At 35.5% G+C, this 22,373-nt stretch carries 28 protein-coding genes; 5 read left to right on the top strand and 23 right to left on the bottom strand.

What is annotated here, in order from left to right:
• Positions 1-18: 18 nt before the first annotated feature.
• Genes DKL58_RS01230 through rsmG form a run of 5 tightly spaced genes read right to left on the bottom strand, consistent with a single transcriptional unit; the run spans position 19 to position 3,533 of the window.
• On the bottom strand, positions 19-294 hold the full coding sequence (locus DKL58_RS01230) for a DUF951 domain-containing protein (RefSeq protein ID WP_109585805.1): 276 nt from the start codon (positions 292-294) through the stop codon (positions 19-21).
• Positions 287-1,174 carry a ParB/RepB/Spo0J family partition protein gene (locus tag DKL58_RS01225; RefSeq protein WP_109585804.1) on the bottom strand — a complete coding sequence of 296 codons (888 nt, stop codon included), beginning with the start codon at positions 1,172-1,174 and terminating at the stop codon, positions 287-289. Before DKL58_RS01225 ends, DKL58_RS01230 begins: the two co-directional genes overlap by 8 nt.
• Complete coding sequence (locus DKL58_RS01220) at positions 1,152-1,931, bottom strand: ParA family protein (protein WP_034979054.1); 780 nt, start codon at positions 1,929-1,931, stop codon at positions 1,152-1,154. Before DKL58_RS01220 ends, DKL58_RS01225 begins: the two co-directional genes overlap by 23 nt.
• A gap of 15 nt (positions 1,932-1,946) precedes the next feature.
• Positions 1,947-2,795 carry a nucleoid occlusion protein gene (noc, locus tag DKL58_RS01215; protein WP_109585803.1) on the bottom strand — a complete coding sequence of 283 codons (849 nt, stop codon included), beginning with the start codon at positions 2,793-2,795 and terminating at the stop codon, positions 1,947-1,949.
• Positions 2,796-2,810: 15 nt separating this feature from the next.
• A complete protein-coding gene (gene rsmG / locus DKL58_RS01210) occupies positions 2,811-3,533 on the bottom strand; it encodes a 16S rRNA (guanine(527)-N(7))-methyltransferase RsmG (RefSeq protein ID WP_109585802.1) in 723 nt (240 codons plus the stop codon).
• A 157-nt stretch (positions 3,534-3,690) separates the two neighbouring features.
• Between rsmG and DKL58_RS01205 the strand changes: the two genes are divergently transcribed.
• On the top strand, positions 3,691-4,227 hold the full coding sequence (locus tag DKL58_RS01205) for a CvpA family protein (RefSeq protein WP_109585801.1): 537 nt from the start codon (positions 3,691-3,693) through the stop codon (positions 4,225-4,227).
• A 123-nt stretch (positions 4,228-4,350) separates the two neighbouring features.
• Here the strand turns inward: DKL58_RS01205 and DKL58_RS01200 are convergent, their stop codons facing one another.
• From DKL58_RS01200 to yaaA, 11 genes are all read right to left on the bottom strand, one after another.
• Positions 4,351-5,280, bottom strand: a complete 930-nt coding sequence (locus tag DKL58_RS01200) for an FAD:protein FMN transferase (protein ID WP_109585800.1) — start codon at positions 5,278-5,280, stop codon at positions 4,351-4,353.
• 11 nt (positions 5,281-5,291) lie between these two features.
• Positions 5,292-6,083 (bottom strand): tyrosine-protein phosphatase, encoded by a 792-nt coding sequence (locus DKL58_RS01195; protein ID WP_109585799.1) that lies wholly within the window; start codon positions 6,081-6,083, stop codon positions 5,292-5,294.
• 85 nt (positions 6,084-6,168) lie between these two features.
• Complete coding sequence (locus DKL58_RS01190; protein ID WP_045927472.1) at positions 6,169-6,717, bottom strand: NADPH-dependent FMN reductase; 549 nt, start codon at positions 6,715-6,717, stop codon at positions 6,169-6,171.
• 11 nt (positions 6,718-6,728) lie between these two features.
• Positions 6,729-7,268 (bottom strand): NADPH-dependent FMN reductase, encoded by a 540-nt coding sequence (locus DKL58_RS01185; RefSeq protein ID WP_045927471.1) that lies wholly within the window; start codon positions 7,266-7,268, stop codon positions 6,729-6,731.
• A gap of 142 nt (positions 7,269-7,410) precedes the next feature.
• Positions 7,411-8,022 (bottom strand): TetR/AcrR family transcriptional regulator, encoded by a 612-nt coding sequence (locus tag DKL58_RS01180; protein WP_109585798.1) that lies wholly within the window; start codon positions 8,020-8,022, stop codon positions 7,411-7,413.
• A 113-nt stretch (positions 8,023-8,135) separates the two neighbouring features.
• Positions 8,136-8,357 (bottom strand): hypothetical protein, encoded by a 222-nt coding sequence (locus tag DKL58_RS01175; protein ID WP_046331549.1) that lies wholly within the window; start codon positions 8,355-8,357, stop codon positions 8,136-8,138.
• 494 nt (positions 8,358-8,851) lie between these two features.
• A complete protein-coding gene (locus DKL58_RS01170) occupies positions 8,852-9,526 on the bottom strand; it encodes an ABC transporter ATP-binding protein (protein ID WP_109585797.1) in 675 nt (224 codons plus the stop codon).
• A 1-nt stretch (position 9,527) separates the two neighbouring features.
• Positions 9,528-10,589 carry an ABC transporter permease gene (locus DKL58_RS01165; protein ID WP_109585796.1) on the bottom strand — a complete coding sequence of 354 codons (1,062 nt, stop codon included), beginning with the start codon at positions 10,587-10,589 and terminating at the stop codon, positions 9,528-9,530.
• The gene (locus DKL58_RS01160; protein ID WP_109585795.1) at positions 10,589-11,110 is read right to left on the bottom strand and encodes a TetR/AcrR family transcriptional regulator; all 522 of its coding nucleotides are present in this window, start codon (positions 11,108-11,110) and stop codon (positions 10,589-10,591) included. The genes DKL58_RS01165 and DKL58_RS01160 overlap by 1 nt, the downstream gene beginning before the upstream one ends.
• A 135-nt stretch (positions 11,111-11,245) precedes the next feature.
• On the bottom strand, positions 11,246-11,851 hold the full coding sequence (locus tag DKL58_RS01155; protein WP_109585794.1) for a histidine phosphatase family protein: 606 nt from the start codon (positions 11,849-11,851) through the stop codon (positions 11,246-11,248).
• A 43-nt stretch (positions 11,852-11,894) separates the two neighbouring features.
• The gene (gene yaaA / locus DKL58_RS01150) at positions 11,895-12,662 is read right to left on the bottom strand and encodes a peroxide stress protein YaaA (RefSeq protein ID WP_109585793.1); all 768 of its coding nucleotides are present in this window, start codon (positions 12,660-12,662) and stop codon (positions 11,895-11,897) included.
• Positions 12,663-12,718: 56 nt separating this feature from the next.
• On the opposite strand from yaaA, the gene DKL58_RS01145 reads away from it, so the two are divergent.
• Positions 12,719-13,399: a hypothetical protein gene (locus tag DKL58_RS01145; RefSeq protein WP_109585792.1), complete on the top strand. Its 681-nt coding sequence runs from the start codon at positions 12,719-12,721 to the stop codon at positions 13,397-13,399.
• Positions 13,400-13,852: 453 nt separating this feature from the next.
• Here the strand turns inward: DKL58_RS01145 and DKL58_RS01140 are convergent, their stop codons facing one another.
• Positions 13,853-14,194: a hypothetical protein gene (locus tag DKL58_RS01140; protein WP_109585791.1), complete on the bottom strand. Its 342-nt coding sequence runs from the start codon at positions 14,192-14,194 to the stop codon at positions 13,853-13,855.
• Positions 14,195-14,384: 190 nt separating this feature from the next.
• On the opposite strand from DKL58_RS01140, the gene DKL58_RS01135 reads away from it, so the two are divergent.
• On the top strand, positions 14,385-14,804 hold the full coding sequence (locus DKL58_RS01135) for a hypothetical protein (RefSeq protein ID WP_109585790.1): 420 nt from the start codon (positions 14,385-14,387) through the stop codon (positions 14,802-14,804).
• Between the two features lie 15 nt (positions 14,805-14,819).
• Positions 14,820-15,041, top strand: coding sequence for a hypothetical protein (locus tag DKL58_RS01130; RefSeq protein WP_222711235.1), 222 nt, complete (start codon positions 14,820-14,822; stop codon positions 15,039-15,041).
• A gap of 466 nt (positions 15,042-15,507) precedes the next feature.
• Here the strand turns inward: DKL58_RS01130 and DKL58_RS01125 are convergent, their stop codons facing one another.
• The 5 genes from DKL58_RS01125 to coaA form a co-directional block, all read right to left on the bottom strand.
• Positions 15,508-17,541, bottom strand: a complete 2,034-nt coding sequence (locus tag DKL58_RS01125; RefSeq protein WP_109585789.1) for an FAD-binding protein — start codon at positions 17,539-17,541, stop codon at positions 15,508-15,510.
• Positions 17,542-17,642: 101 nt separating this feature from the next.
• The gene (locus DKL58_RS01120) at positions 17,643-18,179 is read right to left on the bottom strand and encodes a TetR/AcrR family transcriptional regulator (RefSeq protein ID WP_109585788.1); all 537 of its coding nucleotides are present in this window, start codon (positions 18,177-18,179) and stop codon (positions 17,643-17,645) included.
• 307 nt (positions 18,180-18,486) lie between these two features.
• Entirely contained in the window at positions 18,487-19,059 is a 573-nt protein-coding gene (efp, locus tag DKL58_RS01115) for an elongation factor P (protein ID WP_034978986.1), read from the bottom strand.
• 197 nt (positions 19,060-19,256) lie between these two features.
• Positions 19,257-20,246: an ornithine cyclodeaminase family protein gene (locus tag DKL58_RS01110; RefSeq protein WP_109585787.1), complete on the bottom strand. Its 990-nt coding sequence runs from the start codon at positions 20,244-20,246 to the stop codon at positions 19,257-19,259.
• Positions 20,247-20,320: 74 nt separating this feature from the next.
• Complete coding sequence (coaA, locus tag DKL58_RS01105; RefSeq protein WP_034978991.1) at positions 20,321-21,235, bottom strand: type I pantothenate kinase; 915 nt, start codon at positions 21,233-21,235, stop codon at positions 20,321-20,323.
• 95 nt (positions 21,236-21,330) lie between these two features.
• Between coaA and DKL58_RS01100 the strand changes: the two genes are divergently transcribed.
• Complete coding sequence (locus DKL58_RS01100; RefSeq protein WP_109585786.1) at positions 21,331-21,903, top strand: SGNH/GDSL hydrolase family protein; 573 nt, start codon at positions 21,331-21,333, stop codon at positions 21,901-21,903.
• Between the two features lie 15 nt (positions 21,904-21,918).
• Here DKL58_RS01100 and DKL58_RS01095 read toward each other — a convergent pair whose 3' ends face one another.
• On the bottom strand, positions 21,919-22,368 hold the full coding sequence (locus DKL58_RS01095) for a GNAT family N-acetyltransferase (protein ID WP_109585785.1): 450 nt from the start codon (positions 22,366-22,368) through the stop codon (positions 21,919-21,921).
• Positions 22,369-22,373: the final 5 nt, after the last annotated feature.

Below are 22,373 nucleotides of genomic sequence, written 5' to 3'. Positions count from 1 at the left end.
CCTCTTTCTAAAACAAAATTAGTTATTATCTTGATTAAAGTGTGGTTGTGCTATTTCATTTTTAGGCACATAAAGCTCATTTTTGGTGTTGACCGGATCATTCGCCTTAGTTAAAACTTTTTTAAAGTTATGTGTAAATTTTGAACGCGGCATCATTACGATGTGGCCGCAGCCCATGCATTTTAACCTGATATCTGCTCCTAAGCGTAGAATTTCCCAGTCATTAGTTTTACAGGCGTGAGGCTTTTTCATCAGTACCGTGTCCGCTAAACCATAGGAAATTTCTTTATTCATCAAGATCGACTCCTAGTACATCAAGTATTCTGTTTAATTCAGCAGTTGAAGAAAAGCCAATAGATAAATGACCACTGCCTTTTTTACTTTCAGAAATATTGACAGTTGAACCCAATCTATTAGCCAGCTGATGTTCAGTAGCGCGGATAAAAGGTGACTTCTGCACTGTCTTTTTGCGTGGCTTTTTAGCATTAAGATTGGCAACCAGTGCCTCAACTTTGCGCACTGGCATTCCTTCTTTAACCACTTGTTTTGCTACTTCATCAATCTTGTCTTTGTTTTTTAAACCTAAAAGCGTTCTGGCCTGCCCCATTGAAAGATCACCATGCTGAAGCAAATGCTTTGTTTTGCTTGGTAAAGTAAGCAAACGCAAGTAATTTGCAATATAAGGACGGGATTTGCCCATTCTTTTTGAAACTTCTTCTTGAGTTAAGCCTAAGTTTTTTTGCAGCATTTCATATGCCTGGGCTTCTTCAAGCGGTGTTAAATCCTCACGCTGCAAGTTTTCCAGAACCGCAACTTCCATCATTTGGCTTTCACTAAAGTCACGCACAATGGCAGGTATTGTAGTCTTTTTGGCTAGTTTTGAGGCACGAAAGCGACGTTCACCAGCGATAATTTCATAGCCCTTAACTGACTGACGGACGATTATCGGTTGAAAAACTCCGTTTTCTTTAATTGAATCAGCCAGCTCTTTAAGAGACTTATCATCAAAATTTTTGCGTGGCTGATATGGATTAGGTCTGATATCGCCTAAGTTTAAATCCTGAATTTCTTCCTCATTGTCTTCAATCTGTGGCTCATCTTCAAATAAGGCTTCAATTCCGCGACCCAGGCCACCATGTTTTTTTGTATCTTTACTTCTTGAGTTTCTTGCCATGATTTTTCAACACCTCCTTAGCTAAATCATCATAAACTTCGGCACCACGAGAATTTGGCGCATACTCAGTAATTGCTTCCCCATAACTAGGTGCCTCCGCCAATTTGGTAATTCTCGGGATAATAGTTTTATAAACTTTATCAGAAAAATAGGAACGTACTTCTTTAACAACTTCAGCGCCCAGATTAGTCCGGGCATCCAGCATTGTCAGTAAAACTCCCTCAACTCCAAGGTCTTTGTTAAAGTGTTTTTGTACTAAACGAATCGTATTAAGCAACTGACTCAGACCTTCCATTGCATAATACTCACTTTGAACCGGAATTAAAATTGAATCCGATGCTGTAAATGCATTTATCGACAATTGCCCTAAAGAAGGTGGACAATCAATAAAGATAAAATCATAATTGCCACTAATTGAATCTAAAGCAGATTTTAAGCGAGTTTCACGTGCCATCATACTAATCAATTCTGTTTCAGCACCTGATAAATTAATAGTTGCCGGAACTAAATCCAAGCGATTAGTTGAGGTATGGAAAATCGTATCTTTAAGCGGAACATCATTAATCAAAACACTATAAATATCTTGATCAATCTCGGATTTTTCTATTCCCAAGCCAGAGGTTGCATTACCTTGCGGATCAATGTCCACAATTAAGACTTGATATCCGCGTTCCGCAATCGAAGCCGCTAAATTAATAGTTGTGGTCGTCTTGCCAACGCCACCTTTTTGGTTAGCAACCGAAATTACACTCACCATATTTTCCATGCCTTCCTACTTTCTTTTTAATTCTATAGTAATCATATAATCATCAGGATCGTTATTTTCCTTAAACTTAACCTTAATACCTGACTGCTGTGCAAGCTTTATTGCCTTTTTAATCGTATTAATCTGTACTTTTAAATCTTTGGGAATTCGATTGGCTGCTCGTCTTGTTCTTTCAGCCTGCTCTTTTTCTTTATCCTTAGCATTTTTACCGGCAAAATATTGTTCTACATTTTTAACTATTTTTTCGGTGTCGCTCACATTAAGGTTATGAGCCAAAATTTCATCGAGAACGCGGCTTTGATCTTTTTCACTAAGTCCGACTAGACAGCGTCCATGACGAGGAGAAATTTCTCCACTGGCTAAATAGCTCTGCACCTTAGGCGTTAACTTTAAAAGGCGCAACTTGTTCGCTACATAAGATTGCGACTTGCCAATATTTTGAGCCAAAGTTGTTTGAGTTAAATTATTTAACTTCATGAGGTTATTATAGGCTTGTGCTTCATCAATGGGATTTAAATCTTCTCTTTGCAGGTTTTCTATTAAAGCTAATGAAGCAGCTTGACTATCATCCATATTGTTTACGATAGCCGGAATTTTTTCCCAAGCTAGATGCTTTGCGGCCCGCAATCTGCGTTCACCAGCAACAATTTCATATTCATCGCCCTTTTCACGCACAATAATAGGCTGCAGCAAGCCATCTTTATCTAAAGTCGTTGCTAATTCACGAATTGATTCTTCAGAAAACTCATGCCGTGGCTGATATGAATTAGGTTTAATTTTACTTAGTTCAATATCCTGAACTTGTTTATTTTTAGGTATTTCTTCATGATGACGCAAAGAAGAAAATAATGACATTTTGAGTCCCCCTGTTTATTGAATTGGTTTACGGTGTGGTGTGCCCGCCTGCCGCGGGTACTTTTTAGGTGTGGCCTGCACTTTTTTCACCAAAATCAGCGTGCGGTCTTCACTGCTATGAGGCAATTGCAATTCTTTTACAGCAATTGTCTTGCCACCTAAAGTTTTTAAGGCTTTTTGACTGGAATTTAATTCATCTTCAGCTTTTGGTCCTTTGAGAGCAATAAAATTGCCATTTTTCTTAACTAGTGGCAAACAATATTCACTCAACACAGCCATATTGGCAACAGCACGGGCAGTTACAATATCAAACTGCTCACGATACTGCTTATTTTGTCCAACATCTTCTGCGCGTCCATGAACTAAAGCAACATTCTTCAAGTCCAGCTGAGTGACTAATTCCTGCAAAAAGTTCAGTCTTTTGCCAAGAGAATCAACTATTGTTACTCGTAATTCAGGCACCATAATTTTTAAAGGAATTGAAGGAAAGCCTGCTCCTGCACCAACATCACACAAAGTCCGAGATTTCGTAAATATTTCGCCAAACGTAAAAAGAGGAGTAATACTGTCAAAAAAATGTTTTAAGTAAACATCATCTTTTTCTGTTATTCGTGTTAGATTAACTTTTTTATTAGTCTCAATCAGACTGGTAAAGTATTGGTTAAATTGGTTGATTTGATTTTCATTTAATTTAAAATTACGTTTTGATAATTCTTGGACAAACTGTTCAGGATTCATTTTTCACCCGTGAAACCTTGTTTCACACCCTTTAAATTTAACGCTAAAAATGGCTTATTGTAAAGTCAATGCATCCCTTTAATTATGGAATATTTTTTGACTATCGTCAAAGTCTAAACGCATAAATTAAGCTATAATATCGTCAAAGGAGATTAATATGATTGTTACTTTAATTGTTCTGGCTTATTTGGCACTAAAAACTTATAAAGGATTTCAAACAGGCTTTACCAGACTAATAATCAATTTGGTATTTTCTGCCATTGTCTTCATTGCAGCAATACTTTTTCAAAATCCAGTCGGCAATTGGCTTTATAGTCAGATCACGGGACAAAATATTCAAACCACATTAACTCCCGGAACCAATCTGATGCTTTTCCGTTTTTTAGCTTTTTTCATTATTGTCTTTATCGGCAAAATGGTGGTTAAGATTTTTAAAGGATGGGTGCCAAATAAAAATCCTCATGCAACTAATTTTGGCAATTTACTAGATAGCGTATTAGGTGCTGTTGCGTCTTTTTTTGCCAGTTATTTTTTTGTTTATATTATTTTGTCTATGCTAAATGCTTTACAAAATCCGTGGTTTATCCAGCAAACTCTTGATTCATCATTTATCCGTTTCATTATTTACAATACGCCAGGTTTATCCAATGGTCTGTTTAACAGCATTTTTAGCATTAGTCGAACAGCTGCTTAAAATAATTAAAATTAGAACTCCGTTTTTATTTTAAAAAAATAAAAATGACGCCTTTTTCATTTCCCTTTTAAGACAAAAACTTACTGTAACAAAAAAGTGCCTTCCGAGGCACTTTTTAATTTATTATTTTTGAAAATTGTCATACTCAACGTGCTCATCATTATAAACAAAAACAGCTCCGATGCGATCAGGATTATCATGCCAACCAGCTACCGGCTTACCTGCAAAAAACAGCCTCTTGCATTCAATTTCTGCTTCAACTGAATACTTAGTAAAGGTAGTGACTCCAGCTAAATTTGTTTCAACCGGATAGCCAGTCCGAGGGTCAATTAAATGGTGATATTTATGCCCATCAACTTCCAGGTACCGTTCATAAGTACCACTGGTAACGGCTGAACATTGTGGCACCATTACCGAAGCTATATTATTGCCACGAGGCTCTTTAGGATCCTGCACTCCCACTGACCACTGACCACTAGTCCGTTTAGGAGAATCACCAACAAGTAAAATATTGCCGCCAAGATTAATAATTCCAGCATGAACGCCATAAGCCATCCAGTAATCCTTAATGCGATCAGCAATCCAACCTTTAGCAATACCGCCAAGATCTAATTCCATTCCTGACTTTTTCAAAAAGACGGTTTGATCAACATCATTTAAGTCAACGCTAAACGGGTCAATCAGTTTCATCCTTTCTTTAATCTGATCATCAGTTGGAACATGGGCATCTTTAAAACCAATCGCCCATAGTTTAACGACTGGACCAATTAAAGCATTAAAGCCAAAATTTTTTCGGCTCTCTTCTACTGCCAATTTGATCAAATCATAGGTACCACTGGAAACTTGCACGGGATGTTTACCAGCCGCATGGTTTACATCCATAACTTCAGATTCATCACGATTAACTGTTAACAGATCTTCATAATGATCAATCAAAGTAAAAGAATCATTAATGACGCTTTTATCCAGTGCTCCAAAGATTTGTAAAGTTATTGATGTGCCTAAAGCATGATGTTGTCCCACTTGTTGTTCTAAAGCTAAATTTTTTATCATTGATTTTATCCCTACTTCTCCAAATAGTTTTCTCTTATTTTTTCCTGCATCTGTTCATCAATTCCTAATTGTTTATCAATATAAGAATCAATATCGCCATAGTTTTCATTGATTGTAATCAAGCTCGTATCAATATACGCATTTGCTACTGAACCTAAAATACGCATGTTAGCACGAAACTTATCATTTTCTCCGGCTCTTTTAAATTGTTCATCACGAACCTTGCGGTAATCGTTGAGCATCAAATTCGAATAAAGATAATCCTGTCGAATCGTCTCTAAATCTACTCCTAAAATGTAAAGCAATATTACAGTTACTAATCCTGTTCTGTCTTTACCTTCCGAACAATGGTATAAAACTGAGCCGTGAGTCGTTTTAGCAATTAAACTGACAATTTGGTGAATACTATTCTGAGCAAATTTATTGCTGACATGATCATGATATCTCTGACACATCGTATAGAAACCAGCATATTGATTATGGCGATATTGCTCAAATTCTATACTCATATCCAGACCATTGCCACCAGTATTATCATCGACTGACAATGGAAATTCATAATGATCAACACCTGGTATATTTTGGTCGGGATTAGCCTTGCACTCAGCCGGGGAACGTAAATCGATAATTTTAGTCAGGCCATAATCAAGCAAAAATTTTTCATCTTTTAGAATTATTTTACTAATGTTGCCTGTACGCAATAAGCGATGACTTTTAATTTTGTGGCCACCAAAGCCAATATAGCCACCCAAGTCACGGGGATTTCGCACAGATTTTACAGGTAAAACGACAGGTTCAGTCATGCCAACTTCCTTTCACATCAAAAATAACCGGATAGGATGCTCCTATCCGGTTATTTTACTCTCTGCCAGTTAAACTGGCAAAAGTTTATTTATGTGCTTGCTCAACAAACTTGAAGAAGTTATCCATCATGCCATCTAACTGCTTAATAGTTGCTTCATCAGTCAACTCACCAGTTTCTTTGTTAAACTTATCTGGAGCTTGACCAATCAAAACTTCGTTTCCTGGCAAAACATTTGCACTCATATCAGGTGAAAGCAAAATTTCACGCATATCTTCTTGAGCACGACCAGTACCTTGTGAACCATAAGATGCACCGGCAACAGCAACTGGCTTCATCTTCATAACATTAGGACCTGCATGTGAGCCTAACCATTCAAGACTGCTCTTTAAAGCAGCAGGAATAGTATGATCATATTCAGGGGTAGTGATTACTATGCCATCAGCACTCTTAATGTCTTCAATCCAGGCCTTAATAGAGTCATCAGCCATTTCTGTTCTGCAGAAAGGAGTCAATTTATCAACTTCTTTTACTTCAATATCTGCTTTATCACTATAACGCTTAGCAATAAATTGTGCTAAAAAACGATTATATGAAAAAGATGCATTTGTACCAACAATTGCTAATATTTTCATTCTCGGCCCTCCTACTTAGTTACTTGTGCGTACCAACTATCAACTTCATCGAAAAATTGACCTAAGAATTTAACGGTTGACTCATCTTTCAAGTCACCATTATCATCAAACTGTGTTGGTGCAACACCCATCATGAATTCATCACCGTTAAAGACCTTAGCGCCAAAGCCTGGTGCAGTCAACAAACTCTTCAAACGACTTTGTGAACGAGAACCACCTTGTGGCATTGGTGAAGTTGAAACAATAGCAACAGGCTTGCCCTTAAATGGGTGAGTTACACAGGATAACCACTCAAGTGCACTACTCAAGGCACTAGTAACAGAGTGTTGTTGCTCAGGAGAGCCGATTAAAACCAAATCAGCGTCTTCAATTTGTTTACTCAAGGTTTGGATTGCTTCAGGAGCATCTTCACCCTCTTTGAACATTGGCAACCCTTTAACAGTTGCAAACTTAAAATCATACTTGTCGGCAAAATGCTTAGAAATAAATTTAAGCAATGCCTCATTAAATGAATTATTGGCATTTGAGCCAGATAATGCAAGGATTTTCATAAAAACCACCTTTCAGGAAACTAATTTCTGTACTAATTATAGCATATCCGTACCTTTTTAGCATGTTTCTGCTTTCAGATGGTTTTAATAATTTAATACCCGCTTCGAACCAATAAATCCTTTACTAATAATGCATTAAGGTTTATTTTTTGTTCTTGCCTTCATTAGTATCAAATAATGAAACATTATTTGTCTTGCTTAGCCAGTCATTTAAGATTGCGTCGTTAATCTGTGCCGTTAAAACATTTATAATTTGTGTTTGCGAAAATGTTGCAATTTTATTAACTAATAATGAAGCAATGCCACTGGTAGTAATCCAGTTAGCAATGACAACACTTCTAATTTTATCTTCGGAATAATTACTATCCGGATACTGCTCCCTAAATTTTTCAATACCAAAATCAATTAATGTATCGGCGATAATTTTACTGCCAAATTTACCGTCAACAAACATCGCTCTAAAAAGATTTTCTTGTTCCCTGGCAAAATCAATGTATGATAAGTCCATATCAATCAATGGCTTACCAGTATAATTTTTTTGCAAAATATTATTCTTTAAGTTGTCGGCAATTTTACGCAAAACTTCTTTGCGTAAGTCTTCCATACTATTAAACTCAAGATACAAAGGTTGAGTGGAAAAATGACCAGCTTTGGCAATATTGCGAGCAGTCAAACTCTCAATACCATCTTTAACAACCATTTTGTAGGCAATACTTAAAATCTTATTTCTTCCTATTTCTTTTTTTCTAGCCATTTTGGTTTTCCTTGATTAACTTTAAACGTACTATTTTATAAACCAGTTTTACAGAGACAGTATTACTACTATCGAAACTTCATTTAGACAACTAATTGAAATGAGTCAATTATTTATTCCTCATTATTTAAAAACTCATCATAATAAGTTGAAACCATATCACTTACTTCTTCTTTGCTTAGACCTTGTGCAGCACAATAGGAGAAGAAAGCAGCGGAAAGAATATAGCCTCGTTCAGAATCATCTGTTAGATTGTCTGAAAATGTCATATTAATACTATGGTTTTGATAATCGGTTGATAACTCAATCGATTTATCTTCAGGGATATCATTCATTACTGTACCTCTACATGAATAGCTTTACTTAATAATATATTATACTCGTATCGCTAATAAATAAAATAAAAATTATACCAAATTAAAACATATACTCAAAAAAACTTTTTTGTTATTTTAGCAAAGAAATCATTATTTCTTAGTAATTTACTCAAGCAGTTAAAAAACACATTAATAATTCTATTTTTTAATCACAATAGTTATTTTACCTCAAAAAATAACATTATCTTTCACTAATAAGAATAGTAAATTTAAAAGTACTTTGTCAAGGGCAAAGTACTTTTTTCTAACACAAAAGAATTAAGGTTTTTTCTGTAAAATTTAACCAGCTAAAAAATGCTTTCAATTAATAACACTATTAATGTTAAACTAAAATTATTGCAAATAATAAAATTACTAACAACAAAAAAAGATTAGTTGATTTCTAGCTTTTAATCAAAATGATTTTCATGGTTATTTTTTATATTGTTATTTTTATTTATTAAATTTAATAACTAAATTTCTTGCTTTATATTGCCATCCATCATCTCATAAATATGATCTGCATATTGCTTTAATCTTGGATCATGCGTTACCAACAAAACTGACTTATTATAATTTTTCGCCAGGTTTTTAAACAATTGCCCTACTTCTGCCACATTTTCACTGTCAAGTGAAGCAGTAGGCTCATCAGCCAGCAAAATTTGAGGATTGGCGTAAAGAGCACGTGCAATTGCTGCCCGTTGCTGCTGACCGCCTGATAATTCACTCGGATATTTATCAAGTAAAGAATTGATACCAAGCTGTTTTAATAGTTCCTGCAATTTTTCTTGACTAATATTGCCTCTTTTCTTTACCTTATTAACTAGTTCAAACTGCTCTCTAATTTTTAAAAAAGGAACTAAATTATAAGCCTGCAAAACAAAACCCAGCTGCATTAGTCGTAAATGATCACTAGCTTTTGCAGAAATACGTGCAATATTCTGACCATTGACAATAACCTCTCCTGTAGTTGGTTTTTGCAAAGAACCAGCTATTGTTAAAAAGGTGCTTTTACCTGCTCCTGAAGGGCCCATAATTAAAACCACTTCACCTAGATTGGCTTTAAAATTGATATTTTTTAGAGCAACGACTTGTGCAGCTCCAGTGCCATAAACTTTTTGAACATTTTTTAATTCGATAATTGCCATATTATTCACCTATTGCCTGTGCCGGATCTACCTTTAAAATTGATCTGATTGGAATTAAGCTGCCAATAATTGCCGTTAACAGCAAACCTACTGTACCGGTCAGAATGATTCTTGGCGTGAAGCTGATGGGAACTGCGGCCGGTAAAACCTTAACTGTCACAAACATTGCTGCCAAGCCAATGACTAATCCAGCAAGGACCAATATAATTGCCTGGCTAACGGTTGCTTTTACTAAAGTGCTGCTGGGAATCCCCTGAGCACGCATGACCGCATAGTTATGCATTTTTTGCATTGTTAAAATGTATAGGAAAACTGCGATTATAATTAACGAAATAATGTATAAAAATCCAATCATCAATTCAAAAGTCATATTTTGCGCTGTATATCCTGGAAGTTTTTTAATAAATTGGTCAATGGGATACGTTTTGCTATCTTTATAATTATACTTGTAGTTATGATTACGAGAAATTAGAGCTGAAGCCTCTAAAGTTGGCATCCCTTGCCTCAATTTTTTCCAAGACTCCAATGTCCCGTAAATAATTGGAGCAATATTAATTTTCGCATTTTTAACAAAACCCACAATCTTGTACTTTCTGCTTGAGCCGTTAAGTGCAAGCTTGTCGCTCAATTTGTACCCTTTGGTTTCAAACGCCTGGTCAACAGCCACCTCATAATTCTTTTTTGCTTTTCTACCCGCAATAAGTTCCTCATCATGATAAATAAACTGCTTCTTTTTAACTCCAATAAATTGTGCTGAAATTTGGGGACGTCCTGCTTTCTTAACTACTACTGGAATTTGACCTAGCAATGCTTCATCTTTAGATAGTGTTGCTTTTTTTAAATCAGTTTTTGTTAGAAATGACTGACTCATGCTTACGTTAGCATTTTTATTTAAGACTACTTTTTGAGCATCCCAAGATTCAAGTGCCTGCGTATTTTCACTGGCCAAGCCAGTTGCCAGTGCTGATAAGATAAATATCAGATAACTAATCAAAAAAATCATTAAGATTATTAACCCATAACGTAGTTTCTCTCTTTTTATTTCTTTAATTGCTAAAAACATTAGTTCTTTCCTTTGTTTAACAGTTCCAAGCTCGCTTTAAAACGAGTCATAATTGCCTTTTTTTGAGCTGGGTTTGTTAATACCAAGCGAATGGTGGCATGACTGAGCACCATTGCACTCCAATTCTGCGGATCTAATCCAGCTAGTATTTTTGGTGAAACAGGATGACCAGGTGAACTTTCGTTATACAAGATATGCATTTTTATTAATCCCGCATATGTACTTGTCTGCATTTCTTCAATAAAATGCACAACATTAACATAATATTGTTGTGCATCAAACTGCGCTTTTATTTTTATGGGTAAATGAATACTTTTTAGAGCTAATTCATACATATAATGGTATGCATCTTCTAAATCAATAAAATATTTGTAAAAAGCCCCGCGTGCGATGCCTGTTTCTTTCACTATTCGCGCTACTTGTGCTTTTGCCAAAGGATAGCTGCTGAATTCTTTTAACAACGCACTTTCAATTTTTTTCTTTTTACCAGCAGGCAAGTTAATAAAAGTTGACTTAGCCATTTTCCAAATCATCTCCTTTTGTCGTAAGTGACACAGTGTCACTTTATAAAAATAATAGTTCATTTATTTTTAGTGGTCAATTATAATGCTCGCATAATTTTTTATAAAAAAAGCCTCTCAATGAGGCTTAGTACGCTATTCAAAAGTTAAAATACGGTTATAATAATTTACCCGGGGAATACCATTAAGATAAGAAACTTTTGCTAAAGCACAATTATCCATGGTTTCAAAATACTTCATGTCACCATGCGTAAAATAGTGGGCAAACATCATTCTAATTAAAGTACCATGGCAAAATACAAGCACTTTTTTAGTCAAATAATTCTTTTTCATATCATCTAAAAAACTGCCACACCTTTGATCCAATGCTGCAAAAGATTCGCCACTTGGAGCATATTTAATATAGTCAGCTGCAGCCTTGCCCCACGGATCAATGGCATCAGGATATTTTTGCCCCAGCTCTGAAAGAAAATGACCGTCCCATTCGCCAAAATTAATTTCCGTTAGCCTTTGATCAATTTTTATTTCTTTTTGTCCTTTAGTAAAAATTTCAGCGGTTGTCAAAGATCTCTTTAAAGGACTTGAAAAAACCACATCAAATCCCGCAGGATCGAAATTCGCAGCAGCTCTTTCAGCACTTGCGCGTCCAGATTCATCTAAATCATGATCAAAAACGGAACCTTGAATACGACCGGTTTTATTTAAATCTGTCTGCCCGTGACGAACAAAAACAATTTCCATAATAGCCTCACATTTCTATATCTTAAATTTTGTTACTAATTTTTTAGCGCCTTTTAAAATCGAACTTTGTCCTGAAAACATAAGTGTCATCAGTACTAACTTTCTGCTCAAACACAAAACCAAAATCATGAAAGTCCTGTAGTTGCTCAGGTTCAGTTAATTGGTTTTCAGCAATATAGCGCACCATTTCTCCGCGAGCCATCTTGGCATGCACCCCAACTGTTTTCCACTGACCATTTTTCCTTTCTTGAAAATCAACAGTAATCATCTGCCTGCCATTCTTAACGTATGGAGTAACATTGCGCGAATATTCTTTAGAAGCCAAATTAATGAGTATCTGATCTTCATCAAAAAGGTTATCAGCGATTGTCGTGCCCCAAAATCGGTATAAATTGGGCTGTTTAAACCCCTTTACCTTGTTTTTCATTTCCAATCTGTATGGCCATACACCATCAAAAGGTCGTAAAACACCGTACAGACCTGATAATATACGGACATTCTCTTGCAAATAAGACAAGGCGGGTTTAGTGAACAGGTCGGGAGCCATATATTGATACTGAATGCCAGAATAGGAAATAATCGCAGGAGTTAAGCCAGCTTTTTGACTCAAGTTTAGAGTTTGAATTTGTCTTTGACCTTCTTTAGTTGTACGCTCACTAGATTGCCAAATTTTTTGTAATTCGTTAAAACTGCATTTTTTTAGAAAAGCGGCTAATTCTTGAGCTTGAGCTAAAAATTGTGGGTGCGTCCTTGCAGAAAAAGAGTCATTATCAACTGTCATTTTCATTGCCGGTGAAATAATAATTTTCATCTTTACCACCTTTTGGGTTAAACTTATTAATAATATTTACTGAAGGAGAGAAATCAATGAATCCTGATTTTGCCATCGTATTAAATTTTAAACTAAAAAGCGCAAAAGATGTAGACGCTGATTTTTTAGTTAAAACTGCTCGCAATATTGGAGCCCGGGCTGTCAGCGTTGACGCTCATCAAACTGACTTTGAAAAAGCTTGTGCAAAATATACTATTGCTTTGGTCGATGCAGAAACTATCCAAGAAAGTTGTGATTTAGTCCCAGCGGATCCAATTGCAAAGCTTGTAGCCAATCGTAAAGATGGGCAAAATACGATAATTAATATTCCGGTCACAGATAATGGTAAGTTGTCTTCGGAAACTGAAGAAATGCTTAAGCAAATCAACAACTGGATGCATCTTTTTGGCCATGCTTTTAATGAAAGCGAACCCTGCGCGCTTAAAATTAGCAATGTAGAAGACAATAACGGTTTCGTACTCCAGAATAGGCACATGCCTTATCAAAAATATATTTTTATCAAACAGCCACTGCCAGAAACACTAAAAATTCTGGGTCTGTCCGACAATCCTAATCGTATCGAAATGATTGAGAATAGGATTGAGCTGGATTTCACTTTTGCTGATGACGAATTGAGCATAAACTTAGATGGTGTGCCTAAAAGTGATTTTACATGGCAGCTAATTCGGATTCAAGAGCACCGGCCAGAAGACGATATTAAGGAAACTAAATATTAGCACTCAATAACAATTTCAACTTAAAAACTGATAAATCTTGTTAAATTTATTTCACTTGAATAAAAATTCAGGTTACATTATCAAACAAGGACTTATCAGTTTTTTAATGATTCAGTATTATGGTAAGGAAGGTAAAGTAATGAGACATCTTGGTCAAAAAGCAGATGAAATCAGAATATAAAGCTGTAAAGATGACTAGTTCCGATAATAATAAAGCAGAATTGTTTTATAACGTTGCAGCTAGAGGAGATTTAATCAAAGCCTCAAAAATTAAATATTTAGCTTGACCAAAGCTACCTGTACTCAATAATTAGTTTTGAAAAATTGCTAACCAATAATATAAGTACAATAAAAATAACATATTAAAAAGGCGCTGAGTAATACTCAATGCCTTTTTGTTAACCTAAAAGACTGGCTTTTCCTGATCCTTTATTACGTTGAAACAGGTATTTTTTATTTAAGATATTCCAGAAGCTGCTCAATATCTGTTTCTTTTTTATCCTGCGTAATATCTTTATCATTTAAAATTTCAATTGCACGTTGCACTATTGAATAAATCTGTTTATCGTCATTACTATCAATCACCAGATAACTTATTTTAAAGTAAGATTCTAAATTTGACGTATCTTTTTCGTCCAGTGCTTTTCTCATTAAAAATCTAAAAATAGCCTTCATATTACGTGTCTTTTTACGTTTTTCCTGTTTTTTATCGTAAACAGGTAAAAATAAAGCAACACATACAGCAGCAATTTCAGCGGCCGCAGTAACCCACTCTGATAAAGGTCCTATACTCATAATCTCCTCCCCTTGGTTAATAGACAAGTATTACTTAAATGAAAAATCAAAATTTTGTTATCAAATACGTTTTCACTTTAATATATATATGATTTATATTATATACATTTATATAAAAGCTTGCACTTTTTATTTCTATATGCGATATGATTATATTAAGAAACTAATTATTTTATTTGGGAGGTAAAATATGCAGAATAAAAAAGCTATTTATAAAAAAATATGGTTTTGTTTTGTAGTGGTTTTTATAACTTTTTTCACTAATTTTGTGTCTGGCAACACAGGTATACAAGATGCACAACAAACGGTTATTGCAAAATCAACAAAAGTAGTAAAAAGTAATGCAAAAAAAGCAGTTACTGAAAAAGTAACTGTTAAAAGAAGAAAAGCTGCTCGCAAAAGAAAGTTAGCTGCAAAAAGAAAACAAAAAAAGCAAAAAGGTGCCGCCAAGCGCAATGTACGTAAAGTCTATATAGCTCCTAATTCGGGAAGAAGATATCATTTTAATCCGAGTTGCCGTGGTCTTCGAAGAGCACATGGAAACATAACCAAAATGTCATTAAAAAGGGCTATTAACCAAGGCTACACCTTATGTAAATGGGAAGATTAAGGAGAAGAATAGGTAATGATTAAAATTGGTTTTAGAAAGCCTAGTTTAAGAAGGTCAATCTCTGCCAGAACAAAGGGAAGAGCAACAAGGGCCATAAAAAGAGCTATTATCCCCAACTATGGTAAACCTGGTATGGGTTGGGCTCATCCAAAAAGAAAGATATATAATACAATTTATCATAAGACTACCTTTGATACTCGTAAATTATTTATTCATGACAGTTCTAGAAAAAAATAAATAAACATTTGGAGAGCCAGTTAATCCCAAAAAAGTTAACAACAGTGTCTCTGAAGTGAATAAACAAGACTAGAAAAATACTTTCTACGCATTAGCTAAGATTGTTATAAAAAAGACTGATAAATCAGCGTTTCACAAACGAAATTTGTCAGTCTTTTTTTAATATTAAAGTTTCTAAATCCACTATTGCCACTGTCACTGCAAAATTTACCATTGCTTTTTAGTATAAGATACTGTCTCTTCTAACGCAGCGAATAATCATGAAATAATGGTATCAAAGTTAATCAGTTAGCTTTAACTATGAATTCAGATCCATAATACTTGAGCATCTTAATAATTTCCAGGTCAACTTGAGTCGTGGTTTCTCTCACTGGTTTACGGGCCGGACCCACATTCGCAATATTGGCTAATTCCACTGACCGCTTTAAAGCTGCCGGAACTGTCCCTACTAAAAGGATCTATAATCTTACTTCTGCGCTAATTGATAACCGAGTACCCAACCTAAGGTCATGGCCATGCCAAGGGTCAACCCTTGCATTGGAGTAGAATATTCGATTGCGAATCTTTCACCGGCATTGTTACCACAAGCGTATAAATTTTCGATTGGATTCCAGTTAGAGTCAACTACTCGTTGCTCAGAATCTGTATTAACTCCGTTTAAGGTAACTATTCCAGTCATTGGCTTATCTTCAACAAAGTACATGCCAAAGAATGGACCTTTATTAACCGGCAATAGGAGTTTCGGATCCCTACCGAAGTCTGTATCCTCACCTTGTTCACAGAAATGATTATATTTAGCAATTTCTGCTTTAATATTTTCTTTTTGTTCTTCATTCAAATGCATATATGTAAGCAAAGTGTCCAAATCTTGAGCACCCCAGCATGAAACTGTTTCGCCAGGATTGGTCTTTGCACCTTTAGCGCCCCGATCAAGCCATGATTGGAATTCTTGATACAAATCAACTTCTTCATCACCGCCTGTTGGTACAGAAAAGTGCTCTGGAATTGATCTGCGCATTAATTCTGGCCACTGACTATCCCAAATTGCAAAATATCTTCCCGGTTTCGACCTTTCAACACGCTCTCTCATTCCAAATACACCGAGAACAGTTTCATCAGTAAATCTCTTACCATTGCTATCAAAGTAAATAAATGGTGACCCCCAAGGATTAAACCGTGATGCGCCTATTTCAGGTGCAGGCTGTCCTGAAAAGCTTGAGCCCCAGCGTAAAACATTGGTTGCATATTTATCAGAATTTAAAATAACCTGAGGATCAACCGCACAACGCGGACCCGGATCCATTGTAGCTCCAGCCCATAAAGCCATTTTTATGCCACTGCCGTCTCTACCAAAACTTGGACAGTGTAATTCTTCTGTGTCCAAGCCATGAGCTTCATATACATTTCTTTTCTCGTCTTGTAAAGCTTCATACATTTGAGGATTACCACCATAATCCCCACCAGTTAGAACAACCGCATCATTAGCCAAAAACTCTATAAATTGACCATTTTTATCTTTTGCAATAACTCCCGTAACTTTTTGATGAGGCACTTTTTTACTAAAGAAACTTACTTCACCATTTTCAGAAGTTTTTTCATCTTGTTCTTCAACTGAATATGATTCATGAATTAGTTTAACCCCCTTAGTTTCCCAATACCATTTTGCTCCTTGCTTTTCAGCATCAGCTATTAATTTGGGGGCAGCAGCATTATAGTTAATTTGCACAGCACCTGTCCAACTGGTAAACTTATTTATTTCCCTGCCTTGAGGTAAATAATCATGTTTAGAAGTAACGTTTAACAAACAAGCTTTGTTAACAACTTCAGGAGCAGTATGATCCATTAGCCAATCTATCATAGCACCACTATTATCTACAAACTGCTTGACTAGCATAGGATCGGTTCGGTTATGAGTTCTTCGTTGATACTCAGCAATAAATTCGCTCTTTTTTATCTTAGGCGCACCATTTTCTAGTTGAAAATCAGAATTAACAGCTGCTATATCATGCATACCGTAATAATAGACATTATCTTCCGCTTGGGCTTCAATTACAGCAACTTTTTTGTGCTTTTCACTGGCAGCAAAGGCGCACATTGTTCCAGCATTGCCACCACCAACTATTACAATATCAGCATGAATAACCTTCTTTATTTCTTCACAATCAATTTCAGGCTCATTTCCGAGCCAGTCAGGAGCCTTCTTTATTCTTTTACTTTGAGCTGGCTTTCCACTGGCTTCATTTATGATTTCCTGTATATCTTTCTTAATTGCATTTGAAGTGACACTCGCACCACTAATTACATCAACATCTGCACTTTGTGCCGCTAAAATTTTAGCCTGCATTTTGTGTGCTGCTAACTGTCCAATATTTTTAGTCTCTTTACTAGCGTCAATCTGTAATTCAACGATTTTATTATTTTTGATTTTTGCATCTACTTTTACCAAATCATGCATTCCTTGATTTTCTGCATGATAATTGCCATCTTTATAACTTGCCATTTTAATTCCTCCAATCTAGCATGTTACTGTCTTCACATACTAGATTAGATTATTTAGCCAATCTATCAATTTACAGATTCGTGATTTTGTTAACATAAGCGTTAATTTCGAGGAATAAAATCAGGCAGGGCATAAATTAAAGCTTTAGTTACTTCTTTAGGATCATCTTGCATTTTATCCCTTATCCATTTAGAAGTAGCTGAGGCTTGCATATAAATGCAGTACTTTAGAATTACTTTTTCTTTTGCCGTTAAATAAATGCCTTTTTGATAAAATTTCCGTTTAATAATTTTTAATACATTTTCATAACCTTGTTCTGGAAATGGTGTGATCCCCTTCTCACTGTTTTGAAATAATTCCTTGTGCTTTAACATCACGGAAAAGAATTTTAACAGGCCATCATACCATCCATATTGAACATAAATATTATTCATGCAGTCCGCCAAATAATATTTCCATAACCATTGGTGAATGTCGTATATATCCTGAAAATATTTATAAAAAGTAGTACGAGAGACATTACTTTTTTGACAAAGTTCAACTACCGAAACTCTTTCAATGTCTTTTTCTTTTAGCAATTCATTTAACATGCTGGCTATTCTTATTTTTGTTTCATTAGCCTTAACTTTTTGTTTCATTTTTAGCTATACCCTTTATTCAGTTTCCAAGTATGAACGGTTTCGTTAATTTTATTATATACTCATACCTAAAGTGCAAAAATTTAAGTCAAAGTAAAATGACGAACTTTCTTAACCTTGATACCAAAATCACATTTTAAATCTATTGAATTATGTCTAAAACTAAACTAGTTAATTGTAGCTTTAAGTTAATTTTCCATGTTGCTTTACGTTCACAATAAGAAATGCCATAGGCTAAATTTTATATCAAAAAAGGCGTAACTTATACGGTTACGCCAATTAATTACTCATTTAATAATAAATAAAGTTACTTGCCACCTTCGGCTCTTGACTTGTAGGCACCCTCTGCAGTATTGATAACCAGTTCTTCACCTTCCTTAATGAAGTCGGGAACTTGGACTACCAAACCTGTTTCCATAGTAGCTGGTTTGCCGGAACCGGTAACAGTAGCGCCTTTAATGCCCGGTTCAGTATGAGCTACTTTCATTGTGACAGTTGATGGTAATTCTACACCAAGCAGCTTGCTGTCATTAGCAAACTCCAATTGAACCTCAATATTAGGCATCAGGTAAAGTTTATCATCACCGAGTTGTTCTGCTGAAACCTCATATTGTTCATAAGTTTCAGTATCCATGAAAGTATAAATATCACCTTCATTATAAAGATACTGCGCATTTTTTTTGGTGATTTCTACTAAATCTACTTTCTCGGTTGGACGCATAGTTTTATGAACCACAGCACCACTTTCAACATTACGCAAATCCATTTGCATAACAGTGTTGCCTTTTCCCGGTTTATGGTGATTAGCCTTTAAAACACGAATTAGTTTACCATCTTGACTAAAGACCATACCCTTTTTTAAGTTAATTGCTTGTACCATTTTTTACTCCTTTAAATCTATTTCTGAATTGATTACTGATTTTAAGAAAACCACGCTGGAGGTAAAGCAAATTTTTTAATTAATAGTAAATAAATCTCATTCATAATGATTAGTATAACAAAATTTGGACTTTATCAACACCACTAAATCAGTGGTTTATGATTTTAATATAAACCAAATATTTATTTGTAGTGAAATTACATATTAACTTGTGTGCCTACATTTTGCCTTGCGGCTTTATCATAAATAGACTTCGTTGCCATCAGGTCTTGAGCAGCAATGCCAACAGTTTCAAAGAAAATTATTTCGTTATCGTTTTCACGCCCAATTAAGTCACCACTAATCACTTGACCGATCTCACCAGTAAAGCTAGTATTTGCAACCATGCCCTTATTTAACGGAATAATTATGTCGCCAGATTCTGCTAAAACGGCATCTTTAGAGTCAAAGTAAATTTTATTTGCTTTAGCGACTAATTCAGCTGGGGTTTCTTCCATTTGTGGCTGATAAGCACCAACGCCGCAGATAGTTGCCCCTTTTTTAATAAATTGAGCATCATAAACCGGTTTAGTTGACGGCGTAACAGTAATAATCACATCTGCATCCTTCACGGCTTCATTTCCTGTCTTAACTGCAGTGATTTTGGTATGGTATTGCGCTAATTGTTCTTGCATTTTCCCAGCAAACTTTTGAGCTCGGTCAAAATCAAGGTCACTGACTGCAACTTCATCCAGGTCACGTACGATCAGCATTGCTTCAAGCTGTGTAGCAGCTTGCCCTCCCGTGCCAATCAATGCACCCTTTCTGCAATTCTTTTTTGCCAAATATTTCAACGCCACGCCAGAAGCAGAACCTGTGCGCAATTGGGTAACATAATTACCATCCAAAATAGCATTAACTACTCCAGTTTTGGTATCAATATTTAACACCTGAGCATTAATTGAAGGCAAACCTTGATTAATATTTTCAGGAAACATGTTCAACACTTTCACACATGCCGCATCATAATCTTCACAAAAAGCCGGCATACACAAGAAGGTATCTTTGCCATTTTGCTTAAGAATCTGAGTTCTTAAAGGCACATCTACTTTACCGGCAGAAAAATATTTAAAGGCATCGGCCACTGCAGCAATGCAGTCTTTTAAGGAATAACATTTTTCAATATCACTTCTGTTTAACAGTAACATTTGTTCCTCCTATATTTACTCTTTATTTCATACTTTTACAGCCTATTATAAGTTACTCTTTTAAAAGGTACACATTAGATTTGTTTAAGATAAATCTGATCGATAACATGACCTGCAGTTTTATGCAAAATTAAATTGGCGCGTTGCTTGGTTGGAGCAATATATTCACGCAAGTTGACCAAGTTCACCATTTGCCAAGTTTCCTCTGCAAACTTTAAGGCTTCATCCCTGGGACCATTAGCCATCTCATAATAAAAATTATGCGGATTATTTTTATTTAGCTCCATTACCCTGACGAAACGCTGCATAAACCACTTTTCAATCAGATCCTCAGGAGCATCAATATAAATTGAAAAATCAAAAAAGTCACTTGTCACAATTTGACCATTGGTTGGCAACTGCAGCGTATTAATGCCCTCAATAATTAAAATATCGGGTTCACAAACATGGCCATAATCCCCAGGCACAATGTCACTTAATTCCTGAGAATAAAGTGGGTAAACAATATCTTTTTTGCCACTCAATACATCTTGCAGAAAGTCGGTAAGTAATTTCATATTATAACTTTCAGGAAAGCCCTTACGGTCAGTCAGATTACGTCTTTCCAATTCCTGATTAGAATAAATAAAACCGTCTGTGGTCATCAGGTGTACTTTCAAATCAGGATATGTCCGACTAAGCAATAATTGTAAAAGTCTGGCTGTGGTAGATTTACCCACTGCTACTGAACCGGAAATACCAATAATAAAAGGCGCGCTGGCAACTTTCTGCTGCAAAAACTCGCTTTGCTTTTGCTGCAATGACCGTTTCCCCTGATAAACTAAATAAAGATACTTAATTAAACTGCTGTAAACTTCTTGAACATCAGTTAAATTAATAATATCTCCTAAAGATTTTATCTTTGCCAGTTCTTCTTTAGTAATCTTAACTGATTCAGTGGCAGAAAAAGACTGCCATTTTTCCCTGTTAAATTGTAAATAATTTTTCATTCTAATATCCTTAAATTTCTATGTGCTTTAATATAGTAAAATAAAAGTATAAAGTCTCCTAATTAATTCTTCTAATCAAAAAGAAAGGCAAAACTATGAAAAAGATAATTCTATTTGGCGATTCTTTATTTAATGGCTACCATGCTGGCCGTGATACTAATGTCATAACTGCAGGCGTGCAAAAAGAATTAGGCGCAAATGTGCAAATTATAAACTTATCTTTAAGTGGCGCCACTACTGCTGAAGGCAAGAAGCGTCTAAATTTAATTCCGCAAGATGCCGACATAGTAGTACTCGAATACGGTACAAACGACATGTCAAGTGATTGGGGCATTAGCAGCATTGATTATGCTAAGAACCTGAATTACATGGTTGAAAATATCGGTAGCGCTAAAATGATTATTGCAGGTCCATCTTATGAAGATCCTAATAACAAGTACATCATGCAATACTATAATCTTGAAGATATGAAAGTATACAATCAAATTGCTGCAGATTGTGCTCGCAAGTATAATATCCCCTTTATTAACTTAATCGCCAACTTTTGTCCGTTGAAAAATTTATCTTCGTATTATCAAGAAGATGGACAGCATCTCACTACTATCGGAAATCAAATTTTAATAAATCTGGTAGTGACGGCAATTAAAGAAAAACTTGCACAAATATAGTGCAAGTTATCATTTTTATAAATCTTTATACATCATAACATGCTTAATGTCAGCCTCTACAAATGGCTCGCCTTCAGTGTGATAGCCTAAAAAATCATAGAATGGCTTTGCCTGCCATTGGGCATGACAATAAAGCCGGTCGGCACCCTGATCATGCAGGAATTCATGAACCTGTTTCATCATTTTGGTTCCCAGCTTTTGCCCGCGGGCTGTTGCAGCTACTGCTACTCTGCCTAACATCCACTTACCATTTTCTTGAAAAATACGACAAACGGCCAATGCATTTGTTTTTTCTGCATTGAGCAAATAGACCTGAATTGAGTCTAAATCTTGATCGTCAAGCTCTGGTACTGTTATTTCCTGCTCGGTTACAAACGTATCTATTCGTAAACGAGCTACACAAAACATTTCGCGTCCTGTCATTTGCGCAACCCGTTTGAAAGTAAATTTTTCACTGTCAGTCATAAAAT

It is taken from the genome of Lactobacillus kullabergensis, assembly GCF_003151025.1.
Taxonomy (GTDB): domain Bacteria; phylum Bacillota; class Bacilli; order Lactobacillales; family Lactobacillaceae; genus Lactobacillus; species Lactobacillus kullabergensis.
Note: the sequence above shows the minus strand (reverse complement) of the source record. Positions and strands in the feature narration are given on the sequence as shown.